Below are 23750 nucleotides of genomic sequence, written 5' to 3'. Positions count from 1 at the left end.
GGAATAGCTCAGTTGGTAGAGCACGACCTTGCCAAGGTCGGGGTCGCGAGTTCGAGTCTCGTTTCCCGCTCCAGTTTTCTTATTCACGATTGTTTCCTGCCTGCGGGCGCTATCAGACATTAAGCACTGCGTTTGTTCCTTTTGCAGCCTGCGTTGTTCTGATCATTACACACGCTGTGTCAGCGTCGATATTGCCGATGGTTTGCTGCATACCGCTGCAAGTTATCCACAATTTGCCCGCGCCTGAAAGGCGGCGTTATACCCATTATGCAAAACCCTTTTGAACAGAGTTATCCACAAGCTCTGGCTCGACCCCTGCGCGTTATCTGGTGAATATAAGTTTACAAATACTGTATAAGTGTTTGTTTAACATAGATAAATTAGTATTTCATTATGTTAATGAGCGCTATAGACCACAGGCGCCCCCACGTCACTGTTTTTATGAAAAAATCTTATGCACAGCGTGTGGACAAACCTGTGTGCAGCAGGAGCGCTCAATCATGCATCACGCGTCAGGCCCTTTTCCACGGCGCGTACTAAACGCAGCGTTTTCGCAGGCTGTACCTCAATAACCTCCGCTGCGCGCTTCTGCTGCTGCTGATCCAGTGCCCAGTCAATATGCTCATCCAGCAACGGATGCTCGCCACGCCGCTGTTGCAGCGCTGCTACGCATTCGGCTGACCAGGGCGCATTACCCAGCGCCACGGCAATATTGCGCAGCCAGCGCAGATGACCAATTCGCCGAATTGCTGAACCTTCCGTTACGCGCAGAAAGCGCGCCTCATCCCAGCCAAACAGCGCTGTCAGCTCTGGTGCATGCAGCACCGCACGCGGTGAAAAGTCCGCTTCATCCGTCAGCTGACTGTAGCGATTCCAGGGACAGATCAGCTGGCAGTCATCACAGCCATAAATACGGTTGCCGATTAGCGGACGAAACGCTTCAGGGATCGCACCTTCCAGCTCAATGGTGAGATAAGAGATACAGCGCCGCGCATCCACGACATAAGGTTCCACAATGGCACCGGTCGGACAGATTGTCAGGCAGGCGACGCAGCGGCCACACTGCTCCTCCTGGGGAGCATCAACCGGCAGCGGCAGATCGATCAACAGTTCACCGAGGAAAAACCATGAGCCCGCTTCGCGATTCAGGATCAGCGAATGTTTTCCGGTCCAGCCAAGCCCCGCTTTCGCTGCCAGCTGGCGCTCCATCACGGGAGCAGAATCCACAAACAGGCGAAAATTGAGTTCGCTGCAGTGTGACTGGATCATTTCTCCGAGCTTTTTCAGGCGATTGCGTAATACTTTGTGATAGTCGCGACCCAGCGCATAGCGGCTGACGTAGCCAAGCTGAGGATTTTTCAGGGTCCGGGCAAAAGCCGCTTTTGCGGGCAGATAGTTCATGCGGACGCTGATCACCCGCAGCGTGCCGGGCAGCAGTTCATGCGGACGCGCACGCATCATGCCGTGGCGCGCCATCCATGCCATCTCACCGTGATACTGCTTGTCCAGCCACGCCTGAAGCTTTGGCTCTTCGGCACGTAAATCGGTATCACAGATGCCAACCTGCTGAAAGCCGAGATCGCGCCCCCACTGTTTAATCTGTTGAGCAAGCTGTTGAAGATCGAGAGGATATGACATGAGAAACCAGGCAGTTGATGCAAACGCACGCAGTTTACCACACTCTGTCTGGCCTGCGCAGGCCATGGCGCAGCTGGAGCAGGAGGCAGCTGACAGCCTGGGAGTGACGTTGTATGAACTGATGCAGCGCGCCGGTCAGGCGAGCTTTACGCTGGCGCGTCAGAGCTGGCCTGAGGCAAAACACTGGCTGATCCTGTGCGGCCATGGCAACAACGGCGGTGATGGCTATGTCATTGCGCGGCTGGCTCAGGCAGCGGGCATTGCAGTCACGCTGCTGGCGTGTGAAGGCAGCAGGCCGTTGCCTGACGAAGCACGACAGGCGCGCGAAGCCTGGCTGGAGGCGGGTGGCGAGATCCATGCTGCAGACAGCGTATGGCCGGAGCCGGTCGATTTGATTGTGGACGCACTGCTGGGCACCGGCCTCAGCCGTGCGCCTGCGGCACCGTATACAACATTGATTGAGGCGATCAATCAGCATACCGCGCCGGTACTGGCTATCGATGCGCCATCCGGCTTGCTGGCGACAACCGGTGTCACGCCGGGTGTGGCGGTCGTCGCCAGTCGCACACTGAGTATGATCGCGCTGAAGCCGGGTCTGCTGACGGGGAAAGCACGCGATCATGTTGGTGAGCTGCACTGCGATACGCTGGGCCTTGATGCCTGGCTCAGCGGGCAACAGGCGCCTGTCCGGCGCTATGCAGCGGAGCATCTGACGCACTGGCTCAAACCGCGTAAAGCAACCTCGCATAAAGGCGATCACGGGCAGCTGCTGATTATTGGCGGCGACAGCGGAACCGCTGGCGCGATCCGCATGACCGGTGAGGCGGCACTACGCAGCGGCGCCGGACTGGTACGCGTGCTGACGCAGGCTGATAATATCGGGCCGCTTATTACCGCGCGCCCTGAGCTGATGGTTGATGCATTTACGCCTGAAAAACTGCACAACGCGCTGGCGTGGGCGGATGTCGTGGCGATTGGACCGGGCATGGGACAGCGCGACTGGGCACAGCAGGCGCTGCAGCAGGTTGCTGCCAGTGAAAAGCCGATGCTTTGGGATGCAGATGCGCTTAACCTGCTGGCAATCAATCCCGATAACCGTCAGAATCGCATCATTACGCCGCATCCCGGCGAAGCGGCCCGGCTGCTGGGGGTGAAAACCAGTGAAATTGAGCACGATCGCCTGCAGGCCGCGCAGACGCTGGCACGGCGCTATGGCGGGGTAGTGGTCCTGAAAGGCGCCGGGACGGTCATTGCCAGTGCCGCAGGAGACGTCGCGATTGCTGATGTGGGTAACGCCGGTATGGCATCGGGCGGCATGGGCGATACGCTGAGCGGTATCATTGCAGCACTGCTGGGCCAGCAGCTTTCGCTATTTGAAGCAGCCTGTGCGGGCTGCGTGGTACACGGCGCAGCGGCAGATGCAGTTGCCCGCCATCACGGAACGCGCGGTATGTTAGCCACTGATTTGTTTGAACAACTGTGGCAGTTTGTTAATCCAGAGATGATGCAACAATAACGCATGAAAACCTGTGTAATTTCTTTGCCCGATGAGGCGGCAACCCTGAAACTGGGTGCGCAACTGGCCCGCGTTTGCAGCAGCGCGGCCGTCATTTATCTGTACGGTGACCTGGGAGCAGGTAAAACGACGTTCAGCCGCGGCTTTCTGCAGGCGCTCGGTCATCAGGGCAATGTTAAAAGCCCGACCTATACGCTGGTTGAACCCTATGAGATAGGAACACGCACCCTCTATCATTTTGATCTCTATCGCCTGGCCGATCCGGAAGAGCTGGAATTTATGGGTATCCGCGACTATTTCAGCGGTGAGGCACTCTGTCTGATTGAATGGCCGCAGCAGGGCGCAGGCTTTCTGCCCGAGCCCGATCTGTCACTGACGCTGCGTTACGCAGAAACGGGCCGCGAAGCAGAAATCACTGCGGTTTCCGCCAGGGGTGCCGCGCTGCTTGATCAGATGCAGCAGGGAGATCCGGCATGAGAGCACGGATAAAAAGCATCGTGCTGGCCGTGCTCTGCCTGTTTTCCGCTACGTCATTTGCCGCCACGCTTTCAGATATCAAAGTTGAGAACGGCTCGAATCAGGCGACGGTGACGCTCAGCTTCAACGGCCAGCCGGTATACGGTTTTTTCCCGCTGCATAACCCTAACCGTGTAGTGCTGGATATTCGTCAGAGCGGCACCATAAAAGGATTGCCGCTGAGCTTCAGCGGTGAAAATATCGTTCAGCGCATTCGCAACAGCCAGCCCAAAGATGCTCAAAGCATCCGGCTGGTATTTGATCTTAACCAGACGACCAAAACCCGCGCGGCGACACAGCGTGACGGGAATAACTATCGCGTAGTGTTTACGCTGCGCGGCACGCAGCCGGTGAACCGCAGCAGTGCCGCAGCCGCACCGGTTACCGCTGCGCGCCAGAGCGCCAGCGTCGCCAGCAGCCAGGGCAATCCGTTTGACGGGAATCCGGTCACTTCAGTGACCAACAGCAACACCACAACACGCCCGGGCGGAGCGGTTACCCTGAACGACGCGGTGATTGTGGCGATTGACGCCGGCCATGGCGGACAGGATCCGGGCGCGATGGGGCAGCGCGGCCTGCGGGAAAAAAACGTCACTATCGCCATTGCACGCAAGCTTAAAGCGCTACTGGATCGGGACCCGATGTTTAAACCGGTGCTGACGCGCAACGGTGATTACTTTATCTCGGTCATGGGGCGCTCAGAAGTTGCCCGTAAAGAGAACGCCAATTTGCTGGTGTCGATCCACGCCGATGCGGCGCCAAACCATTCGGCAACGGGCGCTTCTGTCTGGGTTTTGTCGAACCGGCGTGCCAATAACGAAATGGCAAACTGGCTGGAGCAGAAAGAGAAACAGTCTGAGCTGCTGGGCGGGGCGGGCGATCTGCTGGCGAACAGTCAGGCCGATCCCTATCTCAGCCAGGCCGTGCTGGACCTGCAGTTCGGGCATTCGCAGCGCGTTGGCTATGACGTAGCGGTCAAAGTTCTGCAGCAGTTACGCGGCATTACGCCGCTGCATAAACGGCTGCCGGAGCACGCCAGCCTTGGCGTGTTGCGTTCACCTGATATTCCATCTTTACTGGTTGAAACCGGCTTTATCAGTAACGCCGGGGAGGAGCGGCTGCTTGGCAGCAGTGCGTACCAGGAAAAAATTGCACAGGCGATCCATAAAGGCCTGCGCAGTTATTTCCTCGCACATCCGTTACAGTCCGTCCCAAAGCAGGAAAACCGGCCGCTGGACAGCGTGCCAGCGGTTAGCGTCGCCAGCAATCCGGCCAGCGGAACCGTACAGTATACGGGCGTGACGCAGCGCCATACGGTAACGCGCGGCGAAACGCTGTCAGGTATCGCCGCGAAGTATGGGGTCAGCATGGCAACGCTGCGCGAGCTTAATAAGCTGAAGCGCGACGTGGTCTGGGTGGGGCAGCGCCTGAAAGTACCAGCCGGCAGTCGCGTCAGCACCACGGCTGCACGTCCGGCGCGCCACAAGGTGGTACGCGGTGATTCACTGACGGCTATTGCCGTGCGTTACGGCGTAAGCCCGAAAGCGATCATGCAGGCCAAAAATATGAAGTCAGACAATGTGATGCTGGGGCAGAATTTAAAAATTCCTCAATCCTGATCGCTGGCCTTCGGGCCAGCAAGCGACATACAAGGATCACCACCATGCCTATACAAATTTTACCACCGCAGCTGGCAAACCAGATTGCCGCGGGCGAAGTGGTTGAGCGTCCGGCATCGGTTGTAAAAGAGCTGGTGGAGAACAGCCTTGATGCCGGCGCAACGCGTATTGATATTGATATTGAAAAAGGCGGAGCCCGGCTTATTCGCATCCGCGATAACGGCTGCGGTATTCCCAAAGCTGAGCTGGCGATGGCGCTGGCACGCCACGCCACCAGTAAGATTGCGTCGCTGGACGATCTGGAAGCGATCGCCAGCCTTGGCTTTCGCGGCGAAGCGCTGGCCAGCATCAGCTCGGTTTCTCGCCTGACGCTGACCTCACGCACGGCCGATCAGCAGGAAGCGTGGCAGGCTTACGCCGAAGGGCGTGATATGCAGGTCACCGTTAAGCCGGCGGCCCATCCGGTGGGCACCTCGCTGGAGGTGCTGGATCTGTTCTACAACACGCCGGCCCGGCGTAAATTTATGCGCACGGAAAAAACGGAGTTTACCCATATTGATGAGGTGATCCGTCGCATTGCGCTGGCGCGTTTTGATGTCGCCATTTCGCTGACGCACAACGGCAAACTGGTGCGTCAGTACCGCGGCGTGTCGCAGACGTCGCAGCAGGAAAGACGTCTCGGGGCGATCTGCGGTACGGCATTTATGCAGCATGCGCTGCGCATTGACTGGCAGCATGACGATCTCGCGCTGCGCGGCTGGGTAGCCGATCCGGCTGGCGCACGGCAAATCCCTGATTTGCAATATTGCTATGTTAACGGCCGTATGATGCGCGACAAGCTGATCAATCATGCTATCCGACAGGCCTGGCAGGCCCAGGGTGGCGACGATCAGCAGCCTGCCTATGTACTCTACCTGGAGATCGACCCGCATCAGGTTGATGTCAACGTTCATCCCGCCAAGCATGAAGTGCGTTTTCACCAGTCACGGCTGGTGCATGACTTTATCTGGCAGGGCGTGATGAGCGTGCTGCAGGCGAGCCGCAGTCCGGCGCTGCCGGACGTTGCTGCAAAAGAGCCCGCTGCACAGTGGCAGCCAGAGAACCGGCAGGCTGCCGGCGGCAACCATTTTGCTCAGCCCGCTGCTGCACCGCACCGTCCTGATGATAACGCCGCCGCCAGCCGTCGCGACAGTGCTCCCGCCCGCAGCGGAAGCGCAGGCGCAGGCGCAGGCGCAGGCGCAGGCGCAGGCGCAGGCTGGCAGCATAAAGAGCCTGCGTACCGCGCCCGTGAGGGGGCCGCCTATCAGCAGCTGCTGAAAACGCCATCCGGACCAGCACCGGCACCGGCACCAGCTGCACCACAGACGACGCGTCAGACCACGCATCAGGCCACGCCTGAGACACCGCTGGCAGCACATGCACAGAGCTTTGGCCGCGTGCTCAGCGTCGTACGCGAACGCTATGCGCTGCTGGAGCGCGGCCCGGCACTGCAGCTGCTCTCGCTGCCTGTCGCATCGCGCTGGCTAAAACAGGCGCAGCTTCAGCCAGGAGAAGAAGGTCTTAAGCCGCAACCGCTGCTGATACCGGTACGGCTGAAAATTGCCGCCAGCGAGCAGGAGGTCATTACCACCCGGGCGGCGCTGCTGCAGCAGATGGGCATAGATTTACAACGGGATGGGCAGCACGTCACCCTGCGCGCGGTGCCTTTACCGTTAAGAACACAAAATTTACAAATCTTGATTCCAGAACTGTTAGGCTACCTGGCCCGGCAGCAAGAGGTATCTGCGTCCATACTGGCCCAATGGCTGGCACGTCGTGAGGATGCAGAGGAGCCACACTGGAATCACTCGCAGGCGATTGCGCTACTGGCGGAGCTGGAGCGGCTCTGTCCGCAGCTGCTGAAATCGCCGCCTTCAGGTCTGTTACAGACGTTAGAGATTGAGAGCGCGATTAACGCGTTGAAGCATGAGTGAACTAAACCAGGCTGGCCGGCCAAAGGCGATTTTTTTGATGGGGCCAACCGCCTCCGGCAAAACTGCACTGGCGATTGCATTGCGCCAGCAGCTGCCGGTAGAGCTGATTAGCGTTGACTCCGCCCTGATCTATCGCGGGATGGATATAGGAACGGCAAAACCTTCGGCTGAAGAGCAGGCGCTGGCTCCTCACCGTCTGCTTGACATACGCGATCCGGCAGAGAGTTATTCTGCCGCTGAATTTCGTCGCGATGCGCTCGCTGAAATGGCGGAGATTACCCGGGAAGGTAAAATTCCGCTGCTTGTTGGTGGAACCATGCTCTATTTTAAAGCGTTGCTTGAAGGATTGTCGCCGCTGCCCCCGGCCGATCCACAAGTACGTCAGCAAATAGAGCAAACGGCGGCTGAACAGGGGTGGGAAACCCTGCACCGCCAGCTGTGTGAAATCGATCCGGTCGCCGGCAGTCGTATTCATCCGAATGATCCGCAGAGACTTTCGCGAGCACTGGAAGTTTTTTTTATTTCGGGTAAAACTTTAACGGAACTGACAAAAACGTCCGGTGAAGCGCTACCCTACGATGTGCACCAGTTTGCGATCGCTCCGGCGCATCGTGAAATGCTGCACCAGCGCATTGCATTGCGTTACGACCAGATGTTAGCGTCAGGCTTTGAGGCGGAGGCTCGCGCCCTTTTTGCGCGAGGTGATTTGCATACGGACATGCCTTCCATTCGTTGTGTCGGTTATCGCCAGATGTGGTCTTATCTTTCAGGTGAAATCAGTTACGACGATATGGTTTATCGGGGAATTTGCGCCACCCGGCAGTTAGCCAAGCGCCAGATGACCTGGTTACGAGGCTGGGAGGGTGTGCACTGGTTAGACAGTGATGCGCCTGAAACAGCCCGCGACACGGTACTTCAGGTAGTTAGTGCTAAGCAGGGCTGATTGTGTACAATTGATCGGTTAGCGTGCGCAAATTTTTACGTAGTTTTTCTGAACCACGGTTCTTAAGTAACAAACAACAAGCATATAAGGAAAAGATAGAATGGCTAAGGGGCAATCATTACAAGACCCGTTTCTGAACGCACTGCGTCGTGAACGTGTTCCGGTTTCGATTTATCTGGTGAACGGCATTAAGCTGCAGGGACAAATTGAGTCTTTCGATCAGTTCGTTATTTTACTGAAAAACACAGTGAGCCAGATGGTGTATAAGCACGCCATCTCTACCGTGGTTCCTTCGCGTCCGGTTTCGCATCACAGTAATAATGCGGGCGGCGGCGGTAGCAGTAACTACCACCACGGCGGAAGCAATCAGAGCGCTCAATCGCAGCCACAACAAGACGGTGATAGCGCAGAGTAAGTTTGCGTAGCCGTAAAGCCAGGGCCGGGGAGCAATCAGGTTTTCCCGTCCTGGTTATTTTATTTTAGCGAGGTTATAGCTTGTTTGACCGTTATGATGCCGGTGAGCAGGCCGTACTGGTACACATCTGGTTCTCCCAAGACAAAGAGCTGGAAGATTTGCAGGAGTTTGAAACTCTTGTCTCTTCTGCGGGCGTCGATGCACTGCAGGTCATTACCGGCAGTCGTAAAGCGCCACATCCCAAATATTTTGTCGGTGAAGGAAAGGCAGTTGAAATTGCCGATGCGGTAAAAGCGAGTGGAGCATCGGTCGTATTATTCGATCATGCCTTATCTCCTGCTCAGGAACGTAATCTCGAGCGTCTGTGCGAATGTCGTGTTATCGATCGCACCGGCTTAATTCTCGACATCTTTGCGCAGCGCGCCCGTACCCATGAAGGGAAATTACAGGTCGAGCTGGCGCAGCTACGCCATCTGGCCACCCGCCTGGTGCGCGGCTGGACACACCTTGAACGTCAGAAAGGCGGCATCGGACTACGTGGACCCGGTGAAACTCAGCTGGAAACTGACCGGCGCTTGCTGCGCGGTCGCATCAGTCAGATCCTGTCGCGGCTTGAGCGCGTTGAAAAGCAGCGTGAACAGGGACGTCAGGCGCGTGCCAAAGCTGATGTGCCAACTGTCTCGCTGGTGGGTTACACCAACGCCGGAAAATCCACCCTGTTTAACGCGATAACGTCTGCCAATGTGTATGCGGCGGATCAGCTGTTTGCCACGCTTGATCCGACCCTGCGCCGTCTCAACGTCGCCGACGTTGGCGAAGTGGTGCTGGCAGACACCGTAGGGTTTATTCGTCATCTTCCGCACGATCTGGTTGCGGCGTTTAAAGCAACGCTGCAGGAGACCCGACAGGCAACACTGCTGCTGCACGTGATCGATGCCGCTGATTTGCGCGTCACCGACAACATTGATGCTGTGAATGAAGTGCTGGCTGAGATTGAGGCGGATGAGATCCCGTCGCTGCTGGTCATGAACAAAATCGATATGCTGGATGGGTTTGAACCGCGTATCGACCGCGATGAAGAGCAGCGCCCGACGCGCGTGTGGCTCTCTGCGCAGAACGGCGTCGGTCTGGAGCTGTTGTGGCAGGCGCTCTCAGAACGACTGGCAGGTGAGATTGCGCAGTATGAACTGCGATTGCCGCCTGAAGCAGGACGCCTGCGCAGCCGCTTTTACCAGCTGCAGGCGATTGAGAAAGAGTGGAATGAAGAAGATGGCAGTACGGGTTTGCAGGTGCGTATGCCAATTGTTGACTGGCATCGCTTATGCAAACAGGAGCCGTTGCTAACCAGTTATATTGTTTGATATTGCCCAAACGCCTTTATCTGACACATGAGAATGATGCTGTAAGTATGATTGCAGGTTGTATGCGCCGGAACACGGTTTTGCGGGCGCAACAACCACTACGCGACTGACCGGATGCTTACCTCTGTAGCGGTCCGGCGACGGGCAGGCAGTTTACCGCGCGGCAGCAGGCGACGTGAAAGGTAAAACACGTAAATACAATAAATGGAGTAGAAACATGGCGTGGAATCAGCCCGGAAATAACGGACAGGACCGCGACCCGTGGGGAAGCAGCAATAATCAAGGCGGCAACTCTGGGGGGAATAAAGGAGGGCGCGAGCAGGGGCCTCCCGATCTGGATGATATCTTCCGTAAACTGAGTAAAAAACTCGGCGGACTGGGCGGTGGCAAACAGAACGATAACGGTCAGCGCAGCGGCGGTAGCGGTGGCAAACTGGTTGGCATTGTAGGCGCAGCCGTAGTGATTATCTGGGCGGCCAGCGGGTTCTACACGATCAAAGAAGCTGAGCGCGGCGTTGTTACCCGCTTTGGCAAATTCAGTCATCTGGTTGAGCCTGGCCTCAACTGGAAACCGACATTTATCGATAACGTACGCGCCGTTAACGTTGAAGCGGTTCGTGAGCTGGCTGCATCAGGCGTCATGCTGACATCAGATGAAAACGTGGTACGCGTTGAGATGAACGTCCAGTATCGCGTGACCGATCCGGAGCGCTATCTCTATGCAGTGACCAGCGCGGATGACAGTCTGCGTCAGGCCACTGACAGCGCGCTGCGTGGCGTGATTGGTCGCTCCACCATGGATCGCATTCTGACCGAAGGGCGTACCGTGGTGCGCAGCGATACACAGCGTGAGATTGACGAAACGATTCGCCCCTACAATATGGGGATCACTCTGCTCGACGTAAACTTCCAGGCGGCGCGTCCACCGGAAGAGGTAAAAGCCGCGTTTGACGATGCGATTGCCGCACGTGAAAACCGTGAGCAGTATGTGCGTGAGGCAGAAGCCTACGCTAACGAAGTGCAGCCGCGTGCCAACGGTCAGGCGCAGCGTATTCTTGAAGAAGCGCGAGCGTATAAAGAGCGTACCGTACTGGAAGCGCAGGGTGAGGTTGCCCGTTTTGCGCGTCTGCTGCCGGAGTATAAGGCGGCCCCGCAAATTACCAAAGAGCGTCTCTATATCGAAACCATGGAGCGCGTGCTGAGTCATACGCGTAAAGTGCTGGTTAACGATCGTGGCAACAACCTGATGGTACTGCCGCTGGATCAACTGCTGCGTAACGGCCAGTCAGGCAGCCAGAGCGGTCAGAACAACACTAACCTGATGAAATTGCCTTCATCGCCAGGCAACAGTGCCGATCGTAACGGTAACTCATCTTATAGTCCGGACAGCATCATGGACCAGCGTCGCGCAAATGCGCTGCGCAACGATAGCCAGCGTGAAGGGAGGGAGTAACCGATGCGTAAGCCAATCATCGCCGTAATTATCGTAGTGCTGGTGGTGCTGTACGCGTCACTGTTTGTTGTGCAGGAGGGCCAGCGCGGTATTGTGCTGCGTTTTGGTAAAGTCCTGCGTGACGACGAGAATAAGCCACAGGTTTATTCGCCGGGTCTGCACTTTAAAATCCCATTTATTGAAACCGTGAAATCGCTGGATGCGCGCATCCAGACCATGGATAACCAGGCCGATCGCTTTGTCACCAAAGAGAAGAAAGATCTGATCGTCGACTCTTATATCAAGTGGCGTATCAGCGACTTCAGCCGCTACTACCTGGCAACAGGCGGTGGCGATATTTCTCAGGCTGAAGTACTGCTAAAACGTAAGTTCAGCGACCGCCTGCGTTCAGAAATGGGCCGCCTGGATGTAAAAGATATTGTGACCGATTCGCGTGGCCGTCTGACCACTGACGTACGCGATGCGCTGAACACGGGCAGCGCGGGCAACGATGATGAAGTACAGACGCCGGCAGCGGATGATGCAATCGCCAGTGCTGCCGCGCGCGTTGAGCGTGAAACCAACAGCAGCGAGCCTGCGCCAAATCCAAACAGTATGGCGGCGCTGGGTATTCAGGTTGTCGATGTGCGCATCAAGCAGATCAACCTGCCAACTGAAGTCTCTGACGCTATCTACAACCGCATGCGCGCCGAGCGTGAAGCGGTTGCCCGTAGCCAGCGTTCACAGGGTCAGGAAGAGGCAGAAAAACTGCGTGCGCAGGCTGATTATCAGGTAACCCGTACGCTGGCTGAAGCCCAGCGTCAGGCGCTGATCTCGCGCGGTGAAGGGGATGGTGAAGCCGCCAAGCTGTTTGCTGATGCCTTCAGCCAGGATCCCGATTTCTACGCATTCATTCGCAGTCTGCGGGCGTATGAAAACAGCTTTGCTGATAATCAGGATGTCATGGTGCTGAGCCCGGATAGCGATTTCTTCCGCTATATGAAAGCACCGACTAACGTTTCACGATAAAAGTTGCTATAAAGCCGGGGCCGACACTGATGTCGGCCCTTTTTTTTGGGTAACGTATGAATTCAACTATCTGGATGGCGCTTGCACTGGTGCTGATACTGGAAGGCGTGGGGCCGATGTTAATGCCGCGACTCTGGCGGCGTATGATACTTTCTCTGACGCAGCTGCCTGACCGCCTGCTGCATCGTTTTGGCGGTGGACTGGTGGTGGCGGGCGTGGTGATTTACTGCCTGTTCAGCCAGCACATGCAGGGCTAAGAATGCCGCTTGCCGGGTAAATTGTGTCTGTAAGGCTGCGCTTCCCCAACATGTTGTGAGCTGAACAAAACGCAGACAAAAAACAGCGCAAACGTGTGCTAAAAGTGCTGAAACTGTGAAAAACCGATGGTAGAATCCATTTTTAAGCAATCGGTGATTTTAGAAATGGGTAAGAACGTCGTCGTACTGGGCACCCAATGGGGTGACGAAGGTAAAGGTAAAATCGTAGACCTTCTGACTGAACGCGCTAATTATGTGGTGCGTTACCAGGGTGGCCACAATGCAGGCCATACACTTGTCATCAACGGTGAAAAAACCGTCCTCCACTTAATTCCTTCTGGCATCCTGCGTGAAAATGTTACCAGCATCATCGGTAATGGGGTGGTATTGTCACCTGAAGCGCTGATGAAAGAGATGAACGGTCTGGAAGCGCGCGGTGTGCCGGTACGTGAACGTCTGCTGATTTCTGAAGCCTGTCCGCTGATTCTGCAATACCACGTTGCAATGGATCTGGCGCGTGAAAAAGCGCGTGGTGCCAAAGCGATCGGTACAACGGGTCGCGGAATCGGACCTGCCTATGAAGATAAAGTCGCGCGTCGCGGTCTGCGGGTCAGCGACCTGTTCAACAAAGAAACCTTTGCGGTTAAGCTGAAAGAGATTGTTGATTTCTACAATTTCCAGCTGGTGAACTACTACAAAACAGATGCCGTTGACTACGAAAAAGTGCTGAGCGACGTGATGGCCGTAGCGGACATCCTGACCAGCATGGTGGTTGATGTATCCGATCTGCTGGACGGCGCGCGTAAGCGTGGCGATCTGATCATGTTTGAAGGTGCGCAGGGTACGCTGCTGGATATCGATCACGGCACTTATCCCTATGTAACCTCTTCTAACACCACCGCAGGCGGCGTGGCAACCGGCTCCGGTATCGGTCCGCGCTATGTCGACTACGTGCTGGGTATCGTAAAAGCTTACTCTACCCGTGTCGGAGCCGGCCCATTCCCGACCGAGCTGTTTGATGAGACAGGTGAGTTTCTCTGCAAGCAGGGCAATGAGTTTGGTGCGACTACCGGCCGTCGCCGTCGTACCGGCTGGCTTGATGCGGTTGCCGTCCGCCGTGCCGTACAGATTAACTCGCTTTCCGGCTTCTGCATGACCAAACTGGACGTGCTGGATGGCCTGAAAGAAGTTAAAATCTGTGTGGGCTACCGTATGCCAGATGGGCGTGAAATGACGACTACGCCGCTGGCAGCCGAAGGCTGGGAAGGTATCGAACCGATTTACGAAACCCTGCCTGGCTGGAGTGAAACCACTTTTGGTGTTAAAACCGTAGAGGGTCTGCCACAGGCTGCACGTGATTACATCAAACGTGTTGAAGAAGTAACCGGTGTGCCGGTTGATATTATCTCAACGGGCCCGGACCGTAGTGAGACCATGATTCTGCGCGATCCGTTCGACGCATAATCTTCTCAGGCCGGACATGCTCCGGCCTCTGTTTATCCGCTGTTTGCTTCCGCTCACTCTGTTTTTTCCTGCTCAGGACCACACGGGCATGAAAAAAGCGCTCCGGGTTTTTCCGCACTGGTTTATCATCATTGTTAATCGAAGCGCACGACTGGCGCTAAAACTAAAAAATCTGATGGTTTACTGAGGTATATGTGCAGCTAACAAGTTTTACCGATTATGGTCTGCGCGCACTGATTTACATGGCTACGCTGCCCGAGGGCAGGCAGACTAACATTACTGAAGTCACCGATACTTACGGCGTATCGCGTAACCATATGGTAAAAATCATCAATCAACTGAGCCGGGCCGGCTTTGTAGCTGCTACACGCGGCAAAAACGGCGGAATTCGTTTAGGTATGGACCCGGAAAAAATTATTATTGGCGATGTTGTCAGAAAGATGGAGCCGCTGCAGTTAGTCAATTGCGCAACCTGCGCCATCACGCCAGCCTGTCGCTTACGTAAAGCGCTCAGTGACGCTGTGCAGTTATTTTTGCAGGAGCTGGATAACTATACGCTGGCCGATCTGGTAAGAAACAACGATTCGCTCTACCACATCCTATTGTCCGAACCGCCGGTGGCAATCCACTCCAAATGACATCGGAGGAACCTAATGTCAAAAGATCCTTTTCAGGACAGAGAAGCTGAAAAATACGATAACCCGATCCCCAGCCGCGAATTTATTCTCGGGCTGCTGGAGCAGCGGGAAAAACCAGCCAGCCGCGAAGAGATTGCGGGGGCATTAAATATCACCAGTGAAGAGCAGCTGGAGGCGCTGCGCCGTCGTCTGCGTGCAATGGAACGCGACGGCCAGCTGGTCTTTACCCGTCGTCAGTGTTATGCGCTGCCGGAACGCCTCGACCTGCTGCGCGGTAAAGTCATCGGCCACCGTGACGGCTACGGCTTTTTACGCGCTGAGGGGCAGAAAGATGACTTCTATCTGTCCGCTGAGCAGATGAAATTTTGCCTGCATGGCGACGTGATCCTGGCGCAGCCAGGCGGGGCAGACCGTAAAGGTCGCCGCGAAGCACGCGTGGTGCGGGTTCTTGAACCGCGTAACAGCCAGATTGTCGGCCGCTATTTTACCGATGCCGGCACGGGCTTCGTGGTACCGGACGATAGCCGTCTGAGCTTTGATATTCTTATTCCGCAGGACGCCACGCTTGACGCCCGGATGGGCTCCGTTGTCGTGGTAGAGATTGTGCAGCGCGCCACGCGCCGCACCAAAGCTATCGGTAAAATCACCGAGATCCTCGGCGACAATATGGGCACCGGGCTGGCGGTTGATATGGCGCTGCGCACGCATGAAATTCCGCACACCTGGCCGGAAGAAGTCGAAAAAGAGATCGCAAAGCTGAAAGAAGACGTGCCGGAAGCGGCGAAGCAGGGGCGTGTCGACCTGCGTCAGCTGCCGCTGGTCACTATTGATGGTGAAGACGCCCGCGACTTTGATGATGCCGTCTACTGCGAGAAAAAACGTGGCGGAGGCTGGCGCCTCTGGGTGGCAATCGCTGACGTGAGCTACTACGTGCGGCCGGGTACGGCGCTGGATGACGAAGCCCATCAGCGCGGTACTTCAGTCTACTTCCCGTCTCAGGTTGTGCCGATGCTGCCGGAGATCCTCTCTAATGGCCTCTGCTCGCTGAATCCGCAGGTGGACCGCCTCTGCATGGTCTGCGAGATGACCATCTCTGCCAGCGGTAAACTGACCGGCTATAAGCATTATGAAGCGGTGATGAACTCGCACGCGCGTCTGACGTATAACAAAGTCTGGAATATCCTGCAGGGCAATCCTGAGCTGCGTGAGCAGTATGCGGCGCAGGTAAGACATCTGGAAGAGCTGTACTGCATGTATGAGGTGCTGGAAACCGCACGCGAGCAGCGCGGTGGCATCTCATTTGAAACCGAAGAAGCGAAATTTATCTTCAACGCTGAGCGCCGTATCGAGCGCGTTGAGCGCACGGTGCGTAACGACGCACATAAGCTGATTGAAGAGTGCATGATCCTCGCTAACATCGCGTCTGCCCGCTTTGTGGAGAAACACCAGGAGCCGGCGCTGTTCCGCGATCACGATCGTCCGAGCGAAGACAGCATCACCAGTTTCCGTACCGTCCTGAGCGAGCTGGGACTCAGCCTGCCGGGCGGCGCAAAACCGCAGCCTGTGGATTACGCCGAACTGCTGGATCAGATCGCCGATCGTCCGGATGCTGAGATGCTGCAGACCATGCTGCTGCGCTCCATGAAACAGGCGGTGTACGATCCGGAAAACCGCGGGCACTTTGGTCTGGCACTGGCTTCTTACGCCCACTTTACGTCGCCGATCCGCCGCTACCCCGATCTGCTGCTGCACCGCGCGATTAAATATCTGCTGGCAAAAGAGCAGGGCATGGAAAACGGGATCACTACGGCAACCGGCGGCTATCACTATGATATGCAGCAGATGCTGCAGCTGGGTCAGCACTGCTCATTGACCGAGCGCCGCGCTGATGAAGCGACACGCGATGTTGCTGACTGGCTGAAGTGCGACTTCATGCAGGATCAGGTTGGCAACGTGTTCAGCGGCGTGATCTCCAGCGTGACCGGCTTCGGCTTCTTTGTGCGTCTGAGCGACCTGTTCATTGATGGCCTCGTGCATGTCTCTACGCTGGATAACGACTACTATCGCTTTGATGCCGTCGGGCAGCGTCTGATCGGTGAATCAGGCGGACGCACCTATCGTCTGGGTGATGCGGTGGAAGTGCGCGTGGAGGCGGTGCACATGGATGAGCGTAAAATCGATTTTGCCCTGATCTCCAGCAAGCGCGTGCCGCGTGGCGAAGGCAAAACCGCGCGGGAACGCGAGAAGCGCGGCGGCAAGCCGGCCACAAAGCGCCGTCGCGACGCGGGTAAAAAAGGTAACTTTGAACCGGATGCTGCTTTCCGTGGTGAAAAGAAACCGGCTGCTGCGCAGAAAAGTGAGAAAAAAGACAAAAAAGTCTCTGAAAAAACCCGTAAAATCGCCGCCGCCACGAAGGCTAAGCGGGCATCAAAGAAATAAAGCAGCGCAGCCTGATTGTCACCGGATTGTCCTGACGGGCAATCCGGGTACGATTTGCACGCTGTACCGGATGCGCCGCCGCGCGCATCCTGAACCCGGATCTCAGCGATCGCTGTTCTAACCCAATCTTGAGCAAAATAATGAGCGAAATAGTTTTTGGCATTCATGCCGTGCAGGCGCTGCTGGAGCGCGACCCCCAGCGTTTTCAGGAAGTTTTCATTCTCAAAGGGCGCGACGATCGCCGCCTGCAGCCGCTGATTGCCGCACTGGAAGCTCAGGGTATTGTGATCCAGCTGGCTAACCGTCAGTGGCTCGATGCGCAGGTAGAGGGCGGCGTGCACCAGGGCATCGTGGCCCGCATCAAACCGGGTAAAAATTATCAGGAGGGCGATCTGCCCGATCTGCTGCAGTCGCTGGAAAAACCGTTTCTGCTGATCCTCGACGGCGTAACCGATCCACACAACCTGGGCGCCTGCCTGCGCAGTGCTGACGCGGCAGGTGTTCATGCGGTCATCGTGCCGAAAGATCGTGCCGCACCGCTTAACGCCACGGCGAAAAAAGTCGCCAGCGGCGCTGCGGAAAACGTTCCGCTGATTCGTGTCACTAACCTGGCGCGCACCATGCGACTGCTTCAGGAATACAACATCTGGATCGTTGGCACCGCCGGTGAAGCCGATCATACCGTTTATCAGAGCAAAATGACCGGTCCGCTGGCGCTGGTCATGGGAGCAGAGGGCGAAGGTATGCGCCGCCTGACCCGCGAGCACTGCGATGAACTGATTAGCATCCCGATGGCAGGCAGCGTCTCTTCGCTGAACGTCTCTGTGGCGACCGGCGTTTGCCTGTTTGAGGCAGTTCGCCAGCGCCTGGCGTGATCGGCGCCGCAAATTATAAACAAGCGCTTTCCCCTCCTGTACGGCTCTCCTGAATAATTCAGACAGAGCAGGCTGCCAGCTGGTTACTCTGCCTGGCAGCCTCGTCGCTGTGATGCGTTATCATCAGGAGGCGCCATGTTCCATTCCACACATCACGTATTCAACCAGCCTCATCCTCTCTGCAACAGCAATTTGTTCACCCGCGACAGCGCGCTCTGCGACGCCGTCATGCGCGAAGGCGCGGCCTGGGACCAGGCGTGGCTGGCGTCGGTTGGTCTGCAGCTTGGCAGCGCTGAATCGCTGGAGCTGGGCCGGCTGGCCAACAGTGAACCGCCGGTACTGCAGCGCTATGATGCGCGCGGTGAACGTATTGACGAGGTGCGGTTTCATCCCGCCTGGCATCTGCTGATGCAGGGCGTCTGCGCCAGCCGTTTACATAACCTCAGCTGGCAGCCCGATGCGCCCGCTCATGCCATGGTAGCGCGCGCGGCACGCTTTATCCTGCACGCACAGGCGGAGGCGGGCTCACTCTGTCCGGTCACCATGACGCACGCCGCGCTGCCTTTGCTGCAAGCGCATCTGCCTGCCCCCTACGCCGACTGGCGCGCTGGCCTGCTGAGCGACCGCTACGATGCCCATCATCTTCCCGGCGGTCAGAAGCGCGGCCTGTTGATTGGCATGGGGATGACTGAAAAACAGGGCGGTACTGACGTGCTGAGTAATACCACGCGCGCTGAACCCCTCGGCATACGTGCGCCAGGCGAGCCCTGGCGCATTACCGGTCACAAATGGTTTTTCTCTGTACCGCAAAGTGATGCGCATTTGATTCTGGCCCACACCTCACGCGGCCTGAGCTGTTTTTTTCTGCCGCGACTGCTGCCCGACGGCACGCGTAATGCGCTGCGTATTGAGCAGCTGAAGGAGAAGCTGGGCAACCGCTCGAATGCCAGCGCTGAAGTGGAGTTTCAGGACGCCACCGGCTGGCTGATGGGCGAAGAGGGCGAAGGCGTCCGGCTGCTGTTACGCATGGGCGGCATGACACGCTTCGACTGCGCGCTCGGCAGCCACGGCCTGATGCGCCGCGCGCTGTCGGTGGCGCTGCATCATGCGCAGCAGCGGCAGGTGATGGGCAAGCAGCTCAGTGAACAGCCGCTGATGCGTCTTCAGCTGGCGCGTCAGGCGCTGCAGCTGGAGGCGCAGACTGCGTTACTGCTGCGGCTGGCCCGCGCGTGGTCAGCGCCCGCCAGTGAGACGGAGCGGCTCTATGCCCGGCTGTTTACACCGGTGGCGAAGTTTGCCATCTGCCGGGCCGGGATGCCGTTTGTGGCAGAGTGCATGGAGGTGCTGGGCGGTATTGGCTACTGTGAACAGAGTGAACTGCCGCGGCTCTATCGCGAGATGCCGGTTAACAGCATCTGGGAAGGGTCGGGCAATGTTATGTGTCTGGATATCCTGCGGGTACTGCAGCGCTACCCTGCAAGCCATGCGCTGCTGCAGCAGGAGTTTGACGCGGTGAAGGGCGCTAATCGTCATGTTGACCGCCGCTGGCGTCAGCTACGTCTGCAGCTGCGTCATCCGCATGAAGCGCAGGCGCGGGACATAGCGCAGGAACTGTTCTGGCTGGCGAGTGCGGCGATACTGCTGAAAGTAGCAGAACCGCCGCTGGCCGATGCGTGGTGCGCGCTTGCGTCTGGCAGACGCGGCGCGCGTGATCCGGATGATACGCTGAGCGCGCGTCTGCTACGGCGTGCCGGTGCTGTCTGAAGGCGCCCCGTAGAGAATGGCAGTGGCATACCACAAGCCAGGGAAGCTGGTTTCATCCAGCATCACAATCTGATAATAGACGGCCCCCGCCTGGCTGGCACGTGCGGCAATCGCGCGCTGTGCATCATCCGGTGAACCACGCGTCGATGCGCTGATGTTGCCCAGCTTCGGCAGCCCGGCGCTCTGTGCACGCGAAATTTCCTGAGGATGCGAGGCGGGTGGTGGGGGGGCCTGCGGGGTCGACTGCAGCGTTGAACAACCACACAGCACCAGACACAGCAGCAGTAACAAACGGGACATGATGGCTCCGGACGTGCAGGGAAGATAGCTAAAGTGTAAGCCATCTTCCCGCAATCATCAGTTATTAAGCCGGAACAGGCTGACCAGTGCCGTAAGGTGATGCCCTTTCTCGCTCAGATGCCGGGCGGTGCTCTCGGACTGCATCACCATATCGCTGCTCTGATGCGTCGCCTGGCCGATATGGTTCATGGCCAGGTTAACCTGACCGATACCCGCTGCCTGTTCCTGGGCTGCAATATTGATCTCATTCATCAGCGTTTTGACCTGCTCAAAATGCGTCACGATATGGCTCATATTGTCGCGCGTCTGCTCAGAGAGCGCGTGGCCCGCAGCAACCCGCTCAATGGATCGGGCGATCAGCGTATCGATCTCTTTTGCTGCGCTGGCGCTGCGCTGCGCCAGCGCCCGCACTTCGGCGGCGACGACGGCAAATCCGCGGCCATGTTCGCCCGCGCGCGCGGCTTCTACGGCTGCGTTCAGCGCCAGGATATTCGTCTGGAAGGCGATGGACTCAATCACATGCGTAATATCGGCAATGCTCTGCGACGCGACCCTGATTTCCGCCATGGTTTCCGCTGAGCGTGCCACAGTGGCGCCGCCCTGACTGACGGTACCGGCAGCCTCACTCATCAATGCCATCGCCTGGCGTACGTTAGCGGCGGTCTGCGCGACCGTGGCACCAAACTGCTCCATGCTGGCGGAGGTCTCTTCCACGCTGCTCGCCTGACGGCCAATCTGCTCGCTGATGGTGGCGCTGCCGGCTGCAATAGTATCGGTGCCGTCACTGATCTCCTGAGCCGCACCCCGCACCTGGCGCACCACTTTTTCCAGCCCGTCGCCAATGCCGTTAATGGCAGCAACCAGCTGACCGACCTCATCGCGTCGCGCTGAATCAAGATGCGCCTGCAGATTACCGGCTGCATACTCCTCAGCCAGATGGATCACCTGCTGCAGCGGGCGGGTAAGGGCGCGACGACAGTAAAACACAAAGCCGGCAGCAAACAGCAGTACCAGCGCCAGGCCGATAGCCATAAACAGATTGCGACTCTGCGTAACCGGAGCCAGCAACGCGGCACGGCTGACCTCACCGGCAATGACCCAGTCCCAGCCCGGCAGCTGCTGCCACGCCAGCAGCCGGGTTTCACCGGCGTCCTCAAAGCTGAGCAGCCCGGCGGGCTGGGTCAGCAGCTGCTGCTGTACCGTTTTGCTCCAGCGTGGCTGCTGGCCCTCAGCGTGGCGGTCAAACAGGTAGGTGCCCTGTTTGCTGCCCGGTGTACCGTTCAGCACAAAGAAGCTGCCGCTGTCACCGAGATGGCGTGCCAGCACTTTGTCGCGCATCAGCGCATACTGTGTATCGATTTTTACGCCGACAAATAAAATCGCAATGACGCTGCCGCTCTCATCACGCACCGGCTCATACTGGGTGATATAGCGATGGCCGAACAGCGTAGCCAGCCCGCGCCATGTGGTGCCCTGCTGCACGCTGCGCCAGGCAGCGCTGCTGCGATCCAGCCGGGTGCCGATGGCGCGGCTGCCATCCTCTTTTTTCAGTGACGTCGCGATGCGTACGTAATCATCACCGTCGCGCACAAAGATGGTTGTCACCGCGCCGGTGCGCTCAAGGAAGTCATCCACGGCAAGCTGGTCAAGATTGAGTGTTTTCAGACCGGCACGCAGCACAGGTGTGCTCAGCTCGCCTGTCTGAATGCGGGTGCTTTCGTCACGGCTGAAACGTTTAGGTAAAAAGCTCTGGAATAGTCGGGTGTAGTTTTCTACCTCTTCAGAGAGCGTAGCGTTAAACAGTGTGGCCATTTCACGGATGCCCTGCACCTGATTCGTCATATCATCGGTAGCGAGCTGTTCCAGCTGACGGGCGGCGTTGTGACTCAGGGTGAATGTCAGGACAAACAGCACAATGGCGACGCTGAAAGACGTCAATACAGACAGCCTGACGCCAAGACTCAGGACGCTGAGAGAAAGACGCTTCATAAAATACCTGTTTTTAAAATGGGGGAGAACGATCAACGGCAGAAGCCGGCAAAGGTTTAGGGCGAATAAGCAGCGACGTTAATCTGCTAACGTGTCAGCAGAGAACAGGTACACTCGCTATCAGATGCACGCTATTCAGGAGCGTTACCGTGATTGAACTGACAACAGAGTCTCTGGCAGGAATTGAGTGTATTCATGCCGCACCCGCTGGTCAGCGGCAGACCCCGCTGCCCGTCGTTCTGTTTTACCATGGCTTTACCTCATCAAAGGAAGTGTACAGTTACTTTGCTGTGGCGCTGGCGCAGGCAGGATTTCGCGTCATCATGCCCGATGCAGACATGCACGGAGCGCGTTATCAGGGTGACAGCGCGCTGCGGATGACGCGCTTCTGGGAGATTCTGCGACAAAATATTGATGAGCTGCCGCTGCTGGAGGCTGCGCTGCGTGGCAACAGCTGGATCGCCGGGCAGCGTTTTGCCGTGGCGGGGGCCTCAATGGGGGGGATGACGGCGCTGGGGGCCATGGCGCGCTATCCGCACATTCAGAGCGTCGGCTGCCTGATGGGATCCGGCTATTTCCGGCAACTCAGCGAGCAGCTGTTCCCGCCGCTGGTGGCGCAGACGCCTGCGCAGCAGCAGAGGCTTGCCGCGCGTCTGGCACCGCTGACCGCTTACGATCCTGCCACGCAGCTGGACCGGCTTGCCAGCCGGCCGCTGCTGCTCTGGCATGGCGAAGCGGATGAGGTAGTGCCCTTTGCTGAAACGCAGCGTCTGGCCGATGCGCTGCGCGCTGCGCAGCAGGATGGGCAGCTTACGTTCCTGTCTGAGCCGCAGATCGGGCATAAAATCACGCCCGCTGCGCTTACCGCCGTGGTGAATTTTTTTACGCGTCATCTCTGAGCGGCTGCCCGGCTGATGCTTCGTGAGGCTGTACACAGCGGGGTTGCGCGCTGAAAGTGCCTGCGTAGCACAAAAGGGCGGTTCAGCTGGCACGGCTGCAGCAAATTGGCGAAATGCCTGCTTGTGTTTGGTGCCTGACGCCAGTATGATTACGCGTCAATTTTTCAGCTGCATTCAGAGGTGTGTGTCATTTAACAATGATATGCAACCTATAACGTTCCTTGCTTCCATGGGCCGCAGCTGACCCTGACAGGAGGCTGAATAATCCGTAAGGAGCTATCGATGCGTCATTACGAAATCGTATTTATGGTCCATCCTGACCAGAGCGAACAGGTTCCGGGCATGATCGAGCGTTACACTGGTGCTATCACTGGTGCACAGGGCACGATCCACCGTCTGGAAGACTGGGGCCGCCGTCAGCTGGCTTACCCGATCAACAAACTGCACAAAGCTCACTATGTTCTGCTGAACGTAGAAGCGCCGCAGGAAGTGATCGACGAGCTGGAAACTAACTTCCGCTTCAACGACGCCGTTATCCGCAGCATGGTTATGCGCGTTAAGCACGCGGTAACTGAAGCTTCTCCGATGGTTAAAGCGAAAGACGAGCGTCGTGAGCGCCGTGAAGATTTCGCTAACGAATCGGCAGAAGAGTCAGATGCTGGGGATTCTGAAGAGTAATTCCC

At 57.4% G+C, this 23750-nt stretch carries 20 protein-coding genes; 17 read left to right on the top strand and 3 right to left on the bottom strand.

Translation table 11 applies throughout. The annotated features are described in order from the left end of the window. Positions 1–498: 498 nt before the first annotated feature. Positions 499–1638, bottom strand: coding sequence for a tRNA epoxyqueuosine(34) reductase QueG (queG, locus tag SB719_RS07395; RefSeq protein ID WP_412159092.1), 1140 nt, complete (start codon positions 1636–1638; stop codon positions 499–501). Between queG and nnr the strand changes: the two genes are divergently transcribed. The 15 genes from nnr to SB719_RS07320 all read left to right on the top strand — a co-directional run bounded on the left by nnr (position 1637) and on the right by SB719_RS07320 (position 19879). Next, on the top strand, positions 1637–3154 hold the full coding sequence (gene nnr, locus SB719_RS07390) for a bifunctional ADP-dependent NAD(P)H-hydrate dehydratase/NAD(P)H-hydrate epimerase (protein WP_292977355.1): 1518 nt from the start codon (positions 1637–1639) through the stop codon (positions 3152–3154). The genes queG and nnr overlap by 2 nt on opposite strands. A gap of 3 nt (positions 3155–3157) precedes the next feature. After that, positions 3158–3631, top strand: a complete 474-nt coding sequence (gene tsaE / locus SB719_RS07385; protein ID WP_292977353.1) for a tRNA (adenosine(37)-N6)-threonylcarbamoyltransferase complex ATPase subunit type 1 TsaE — start codon at positions 3158–3160, stop codon at positions 3629–3631. Then, entirely contained in the window at positions 3628–5289 is a 1662-nt protein-coding gene (gene amiB / locus SB719_RS07380; RefSeq protein ID WP_412159091.1) for an N-acetylmuramoyl-L-alanine amidase AmiB, read from the top strand. The genes tsaE and amiB overlap by 4 nt, the downstream gene beginning before the upstream one ends. Positions 5290–5333: 44 nt before the next feature. Continuing rightward, entirely contained in the window at positions 5334–7262 is a 1929-nt protein-coding gene (gene mutL, locus SB719_RS07375) for a DNA mismatch repair endonuclease MutL (RefSeq protein ID WP_412159090.1), read from the top strand. After that, entirely contained in the window at positions 7255–8205 is a 951-nt protein-coding gene (gene miaA, locus SB719_RS07370) for a tRNA (adenosine(37)-N6)-dimethylallyltransferase MiaA (protein WP_292977347.1), read from the top strand. The genes mutL and miaA overlap by 8 nt, the downstream gene beginning before the upstream one ends. Positions 8206–8305: 100 nt before the next feature. Beyond that, a complete protein-coding gene (gene hfq, locus SB719_RS07365; RefSeq protein ID WP_039380637.1) occupies positions 8306–8620 on the top strand; it encodes an RNA chaperone Hfq in 315 nt (104 codons plus the stop codon). Positions 8621–8700: 80 nt separating this feature from the next. Beyond that, the gene (gene hflX, locus SB719_RS07360; protein WP_065648090.1) at positions 8701–9981 is read left to right on the top strand and encodes a ribosome rescue GTPase HflX; all 1281 of its coding nucleotides are present in this window, start codon (positions 8701–8703) and stop codon (positions 9979–9981) included. A gap of 217 nt (positions 9982–10198) precedes the next feature. Then, a complete protein-coding gene (gene hflK / locus SB719_RS07355) occupies positions 10199–11434 on the top strand; it encodes an FtsH protease activity modulator HflK (RefSeq protein WP_065648091.1) in 1236 nt (411 codons plus the stop codon). Positions 11435–11437: 3 nt separating this feature from the next. Beyond that, positions 11438–12442 carry a protease modulator HflC gene (hflC, locus tag SB719_RS07350; protein WP_039380630.1) on the top strand — a complete coding sequence of 335 codons (1005 nt, stop codon included), beginning with the start codon at positions 11438–11440 and terminating at the stop codon, positions 12440–12442. Positions 12443–12498: 56 nt separating this feature from the next. Beyond that, complete coding sequence (locus SB719_RS07345) at positions 12499–12699, top strand: DUF2065 domain-containing protein (RefSeq protein ID WP_065648092.1); 201 nt, start codon at positions 12499–12501, stop codon at positions 12697–12699. Positions 12700–12864: 165 nt separating this feature from the next. Further along, on the top strand, positions 12865–14163 hold the full coding sequence (locus SB719_RS07340; protein WP_065648093.1) for an adenylosuccinate synthase: 1299 nt from the start codon (positions 12865–12867) through the stop codon (positions 14161–14163). 194 nt (positions 14164–14357) lie between these two features. Continuing rightward, complete coding sequence (nsrR, locus tag SB719_RS07335) at positions 14358–14801, top strand: nitric oxide-sensing transcriptional repressor NsrR (RefSeq protein ID WP_065648094.1); 444 nt, start codon at positions 14358–14360, stop codon at positions 14799–14801. 15 nt (positions 14802–14816) lie between these two features. Next, entirely contained in the window at positions 14817–17240 is a 2424-nt protein-coding gene (gene rnr / locus SB719_RS07330; RefSeq protein WP_065648095.1) for a ribonuclease R, read from the top strand. A 140-nt stretch (positions 17241–17380) separates the two neighbouring features. Further along, complete coding sequence (gene rlmB / locus SB719_RS07325; protein ID WP_065648096.1) at positions 17381–18115, top strand: 23S rRNA (guanosine(2251)-2'-O)-methyltransferase RlmB; 735 nt, start codon at positions 17381–17383, stop codon at positions 18113–18115. A gap of 135 nt (positions 18116–18250) precedes the next feature. Continuing rightward, on the top strand, positions 18251–19879 hold the full coding sequence (locus tag SB719_RS07320) for an isovaleryl-CoA dehydrogenase (RefSeq protein WP_293006210.1): 1629 nt from the start codon (positions 18251–18253) through the stop codon (positions 19877–19879). Here the strand turns inward: SB719_RS07320 and bsmA are convergent. Continuing rightward, entirely contained in the window at positions 19856–20182 is a 327-nt protein-coding gene (gene bsmA / locus SB719_RS07315; RefSeq protein ID WP_139074172.1) for a biofilm peroxide resistance protein BsmA, read from the bottom strand. The genes SB719_RS07320 and bsmA overlap by 24 nt on opposite strands. Before the next feature lie 54 nt (positions 20183–20236). Continuing rightward, positions 20237–22168, bottom strand: a complete 1932-nt coding sequence (locus SB719_RS07310; RefSeq protein ID WP_292977335.1) for a methyl-accepting chemotaxis protein — start codon at positions 22166–22168, stop codon at positions 20237–20239. Between the two features lie 149 nt (positions 22169–22317). Between SB719_RS07310 and yjfP the strand changes: the two genes are divergently transcribed. Both yjfP and rpsF read left to right on the top strand, forming a co-directional pair. Continuing rightward, on the top strand, positions 22318–23067 hold the full coding sequence (gene yjfP / locus SB719_RS07305) for an esterase (RefSeq protein ID WP_412159089.1): 750 nt from the start codon (positions 22318–22320) through the stop codon (positions 23065–23067). Positions 23068–23349: 282 nt separating this feature from the next. Beyond that, on the top strand, positions 23350–23745 hold the full coding sequence (rpsF, locus tag SB719_RS07300) for a 30S ribosomal protein S6 (protein ID WP_039380603.1): 396 nt from the start codon (positions 23350–23352) through the stop codon (positions 23743–23745). Positions 23746–23750: the final 5 nt, after the last annotated feature.

Origin of the sequence: Pantoea sp. SIMBA_079, assembly GCF_046940275.1 — a bacterium.
Taxonomy (GTDB): Bacteria; Pseudomonadota; Gammaproteobacteria; order Enterobacterales; family Enterobacteriaceae; genus Pantoea; species Pantoea borealis.
This window is presented reverse-complemented; position numbering and strand designations above follow the sequence as displayed.

Coding starts and splice junctions, on each gene's coding strand:
- rlmB (WP_065648096.1), top strand. CDS start 17,381: ATGAGCGAAATAGTTTTTGGCATTCATGCCGTGCAGGCGCTGCTGGAG.
- mutL (WP_412159090.1), top strand. CDS start 5,334: ATGCCTATACAAATTTTACCACCGCAGCTGGCAAACCAGATTGCCGCG.
- SB719_RS07310 (WP_292977335.1), bottom strand. CDS start 22,168: ATGAAGCGTCTTTCTCTCAGCGTCCTGAGTCTTGGCGTCAGGCTGTCT.
- hflC (WP_039380630.1), top strand. CDS start 11,438: ATGCGTAAGCCAATCATCGCCGTAATTATCGTAGTGCTGGTGGTGCTG.
- SB719_RS07320 (WP_293006210.1), top strand. CDS start 18,251: ATGTTCCATTCCACACATCACGTATTCAACCAGCCTCATCCTCTCTGC.
- queG (WP_412159092.1), bottom strand. CDS start 1,638: ATGTCATATCCTCTCGATCTTCAACAGCTTGCTCAACAGATTAAACAG.
- SB719_RS07345 (WP_065648092.1), top strand. CDS start 12,499: ATGAATTCAACTATCTGGATGGCGCTTGCACTGGTGCTGATACTGGAA.
- amiB (WP_412159091.1), top strand. CDS start 3,628: ATGAGAGCACGGATAAAAAGCATCGTGCTGGCCGTGCTCTGCCTGTTT.
- hfq (WP_039380637.1), top strand. CDS start 8,306: ATGGCTAAGGGGCAATCATTACAAGACCCGTTTCTGAACGCACTGCGT.
- nnr (WP_292977355.1), top strand. CDS start 1,637: ATGAGAAACCAGGCAGTTGATGCAAACGCACGCAGTTTACCACACTCT.
- rnr (WP_065648095.1), top strand. CDS start 14,817: ATGTCAAAAGATCCTTTTCAGGACAGAGAAGCTGAAAAATACGATAAC.
- tsaE (WP_292977353.1), top strand. CDS start 3,158: ATGAAAACCTGTGTAATTTCTTTGCCCGATGAGGCGGCAACCCTGAAA.
- miaA (WP_292977347.1), top strand. CDS start 7,255: ATGAGTGAACTAAACCAGGCTGGCCGGCCAAAGGCGATTTTTTTGATG.
- rpsF (WP_039380603.1), top strand. CDS start 23,350: ATGCGTCATTACGAAATCGTATTTATGGTCCATCCTGACCAGAGCGAA.
- hflK (WP_065648091.1), top strand. CDS start 10,199: ATGGCGTGGAATCAGCCCGGAAATAACGGACAGGACCGCGACCCGTGG.
- SB719_RS07340 (WP_065648093.1), top strand. CDS start 12,865: ATGGGTAAGAACGTCGTCGTACTGGGCACCCAATGGGGTGACGAAGGT.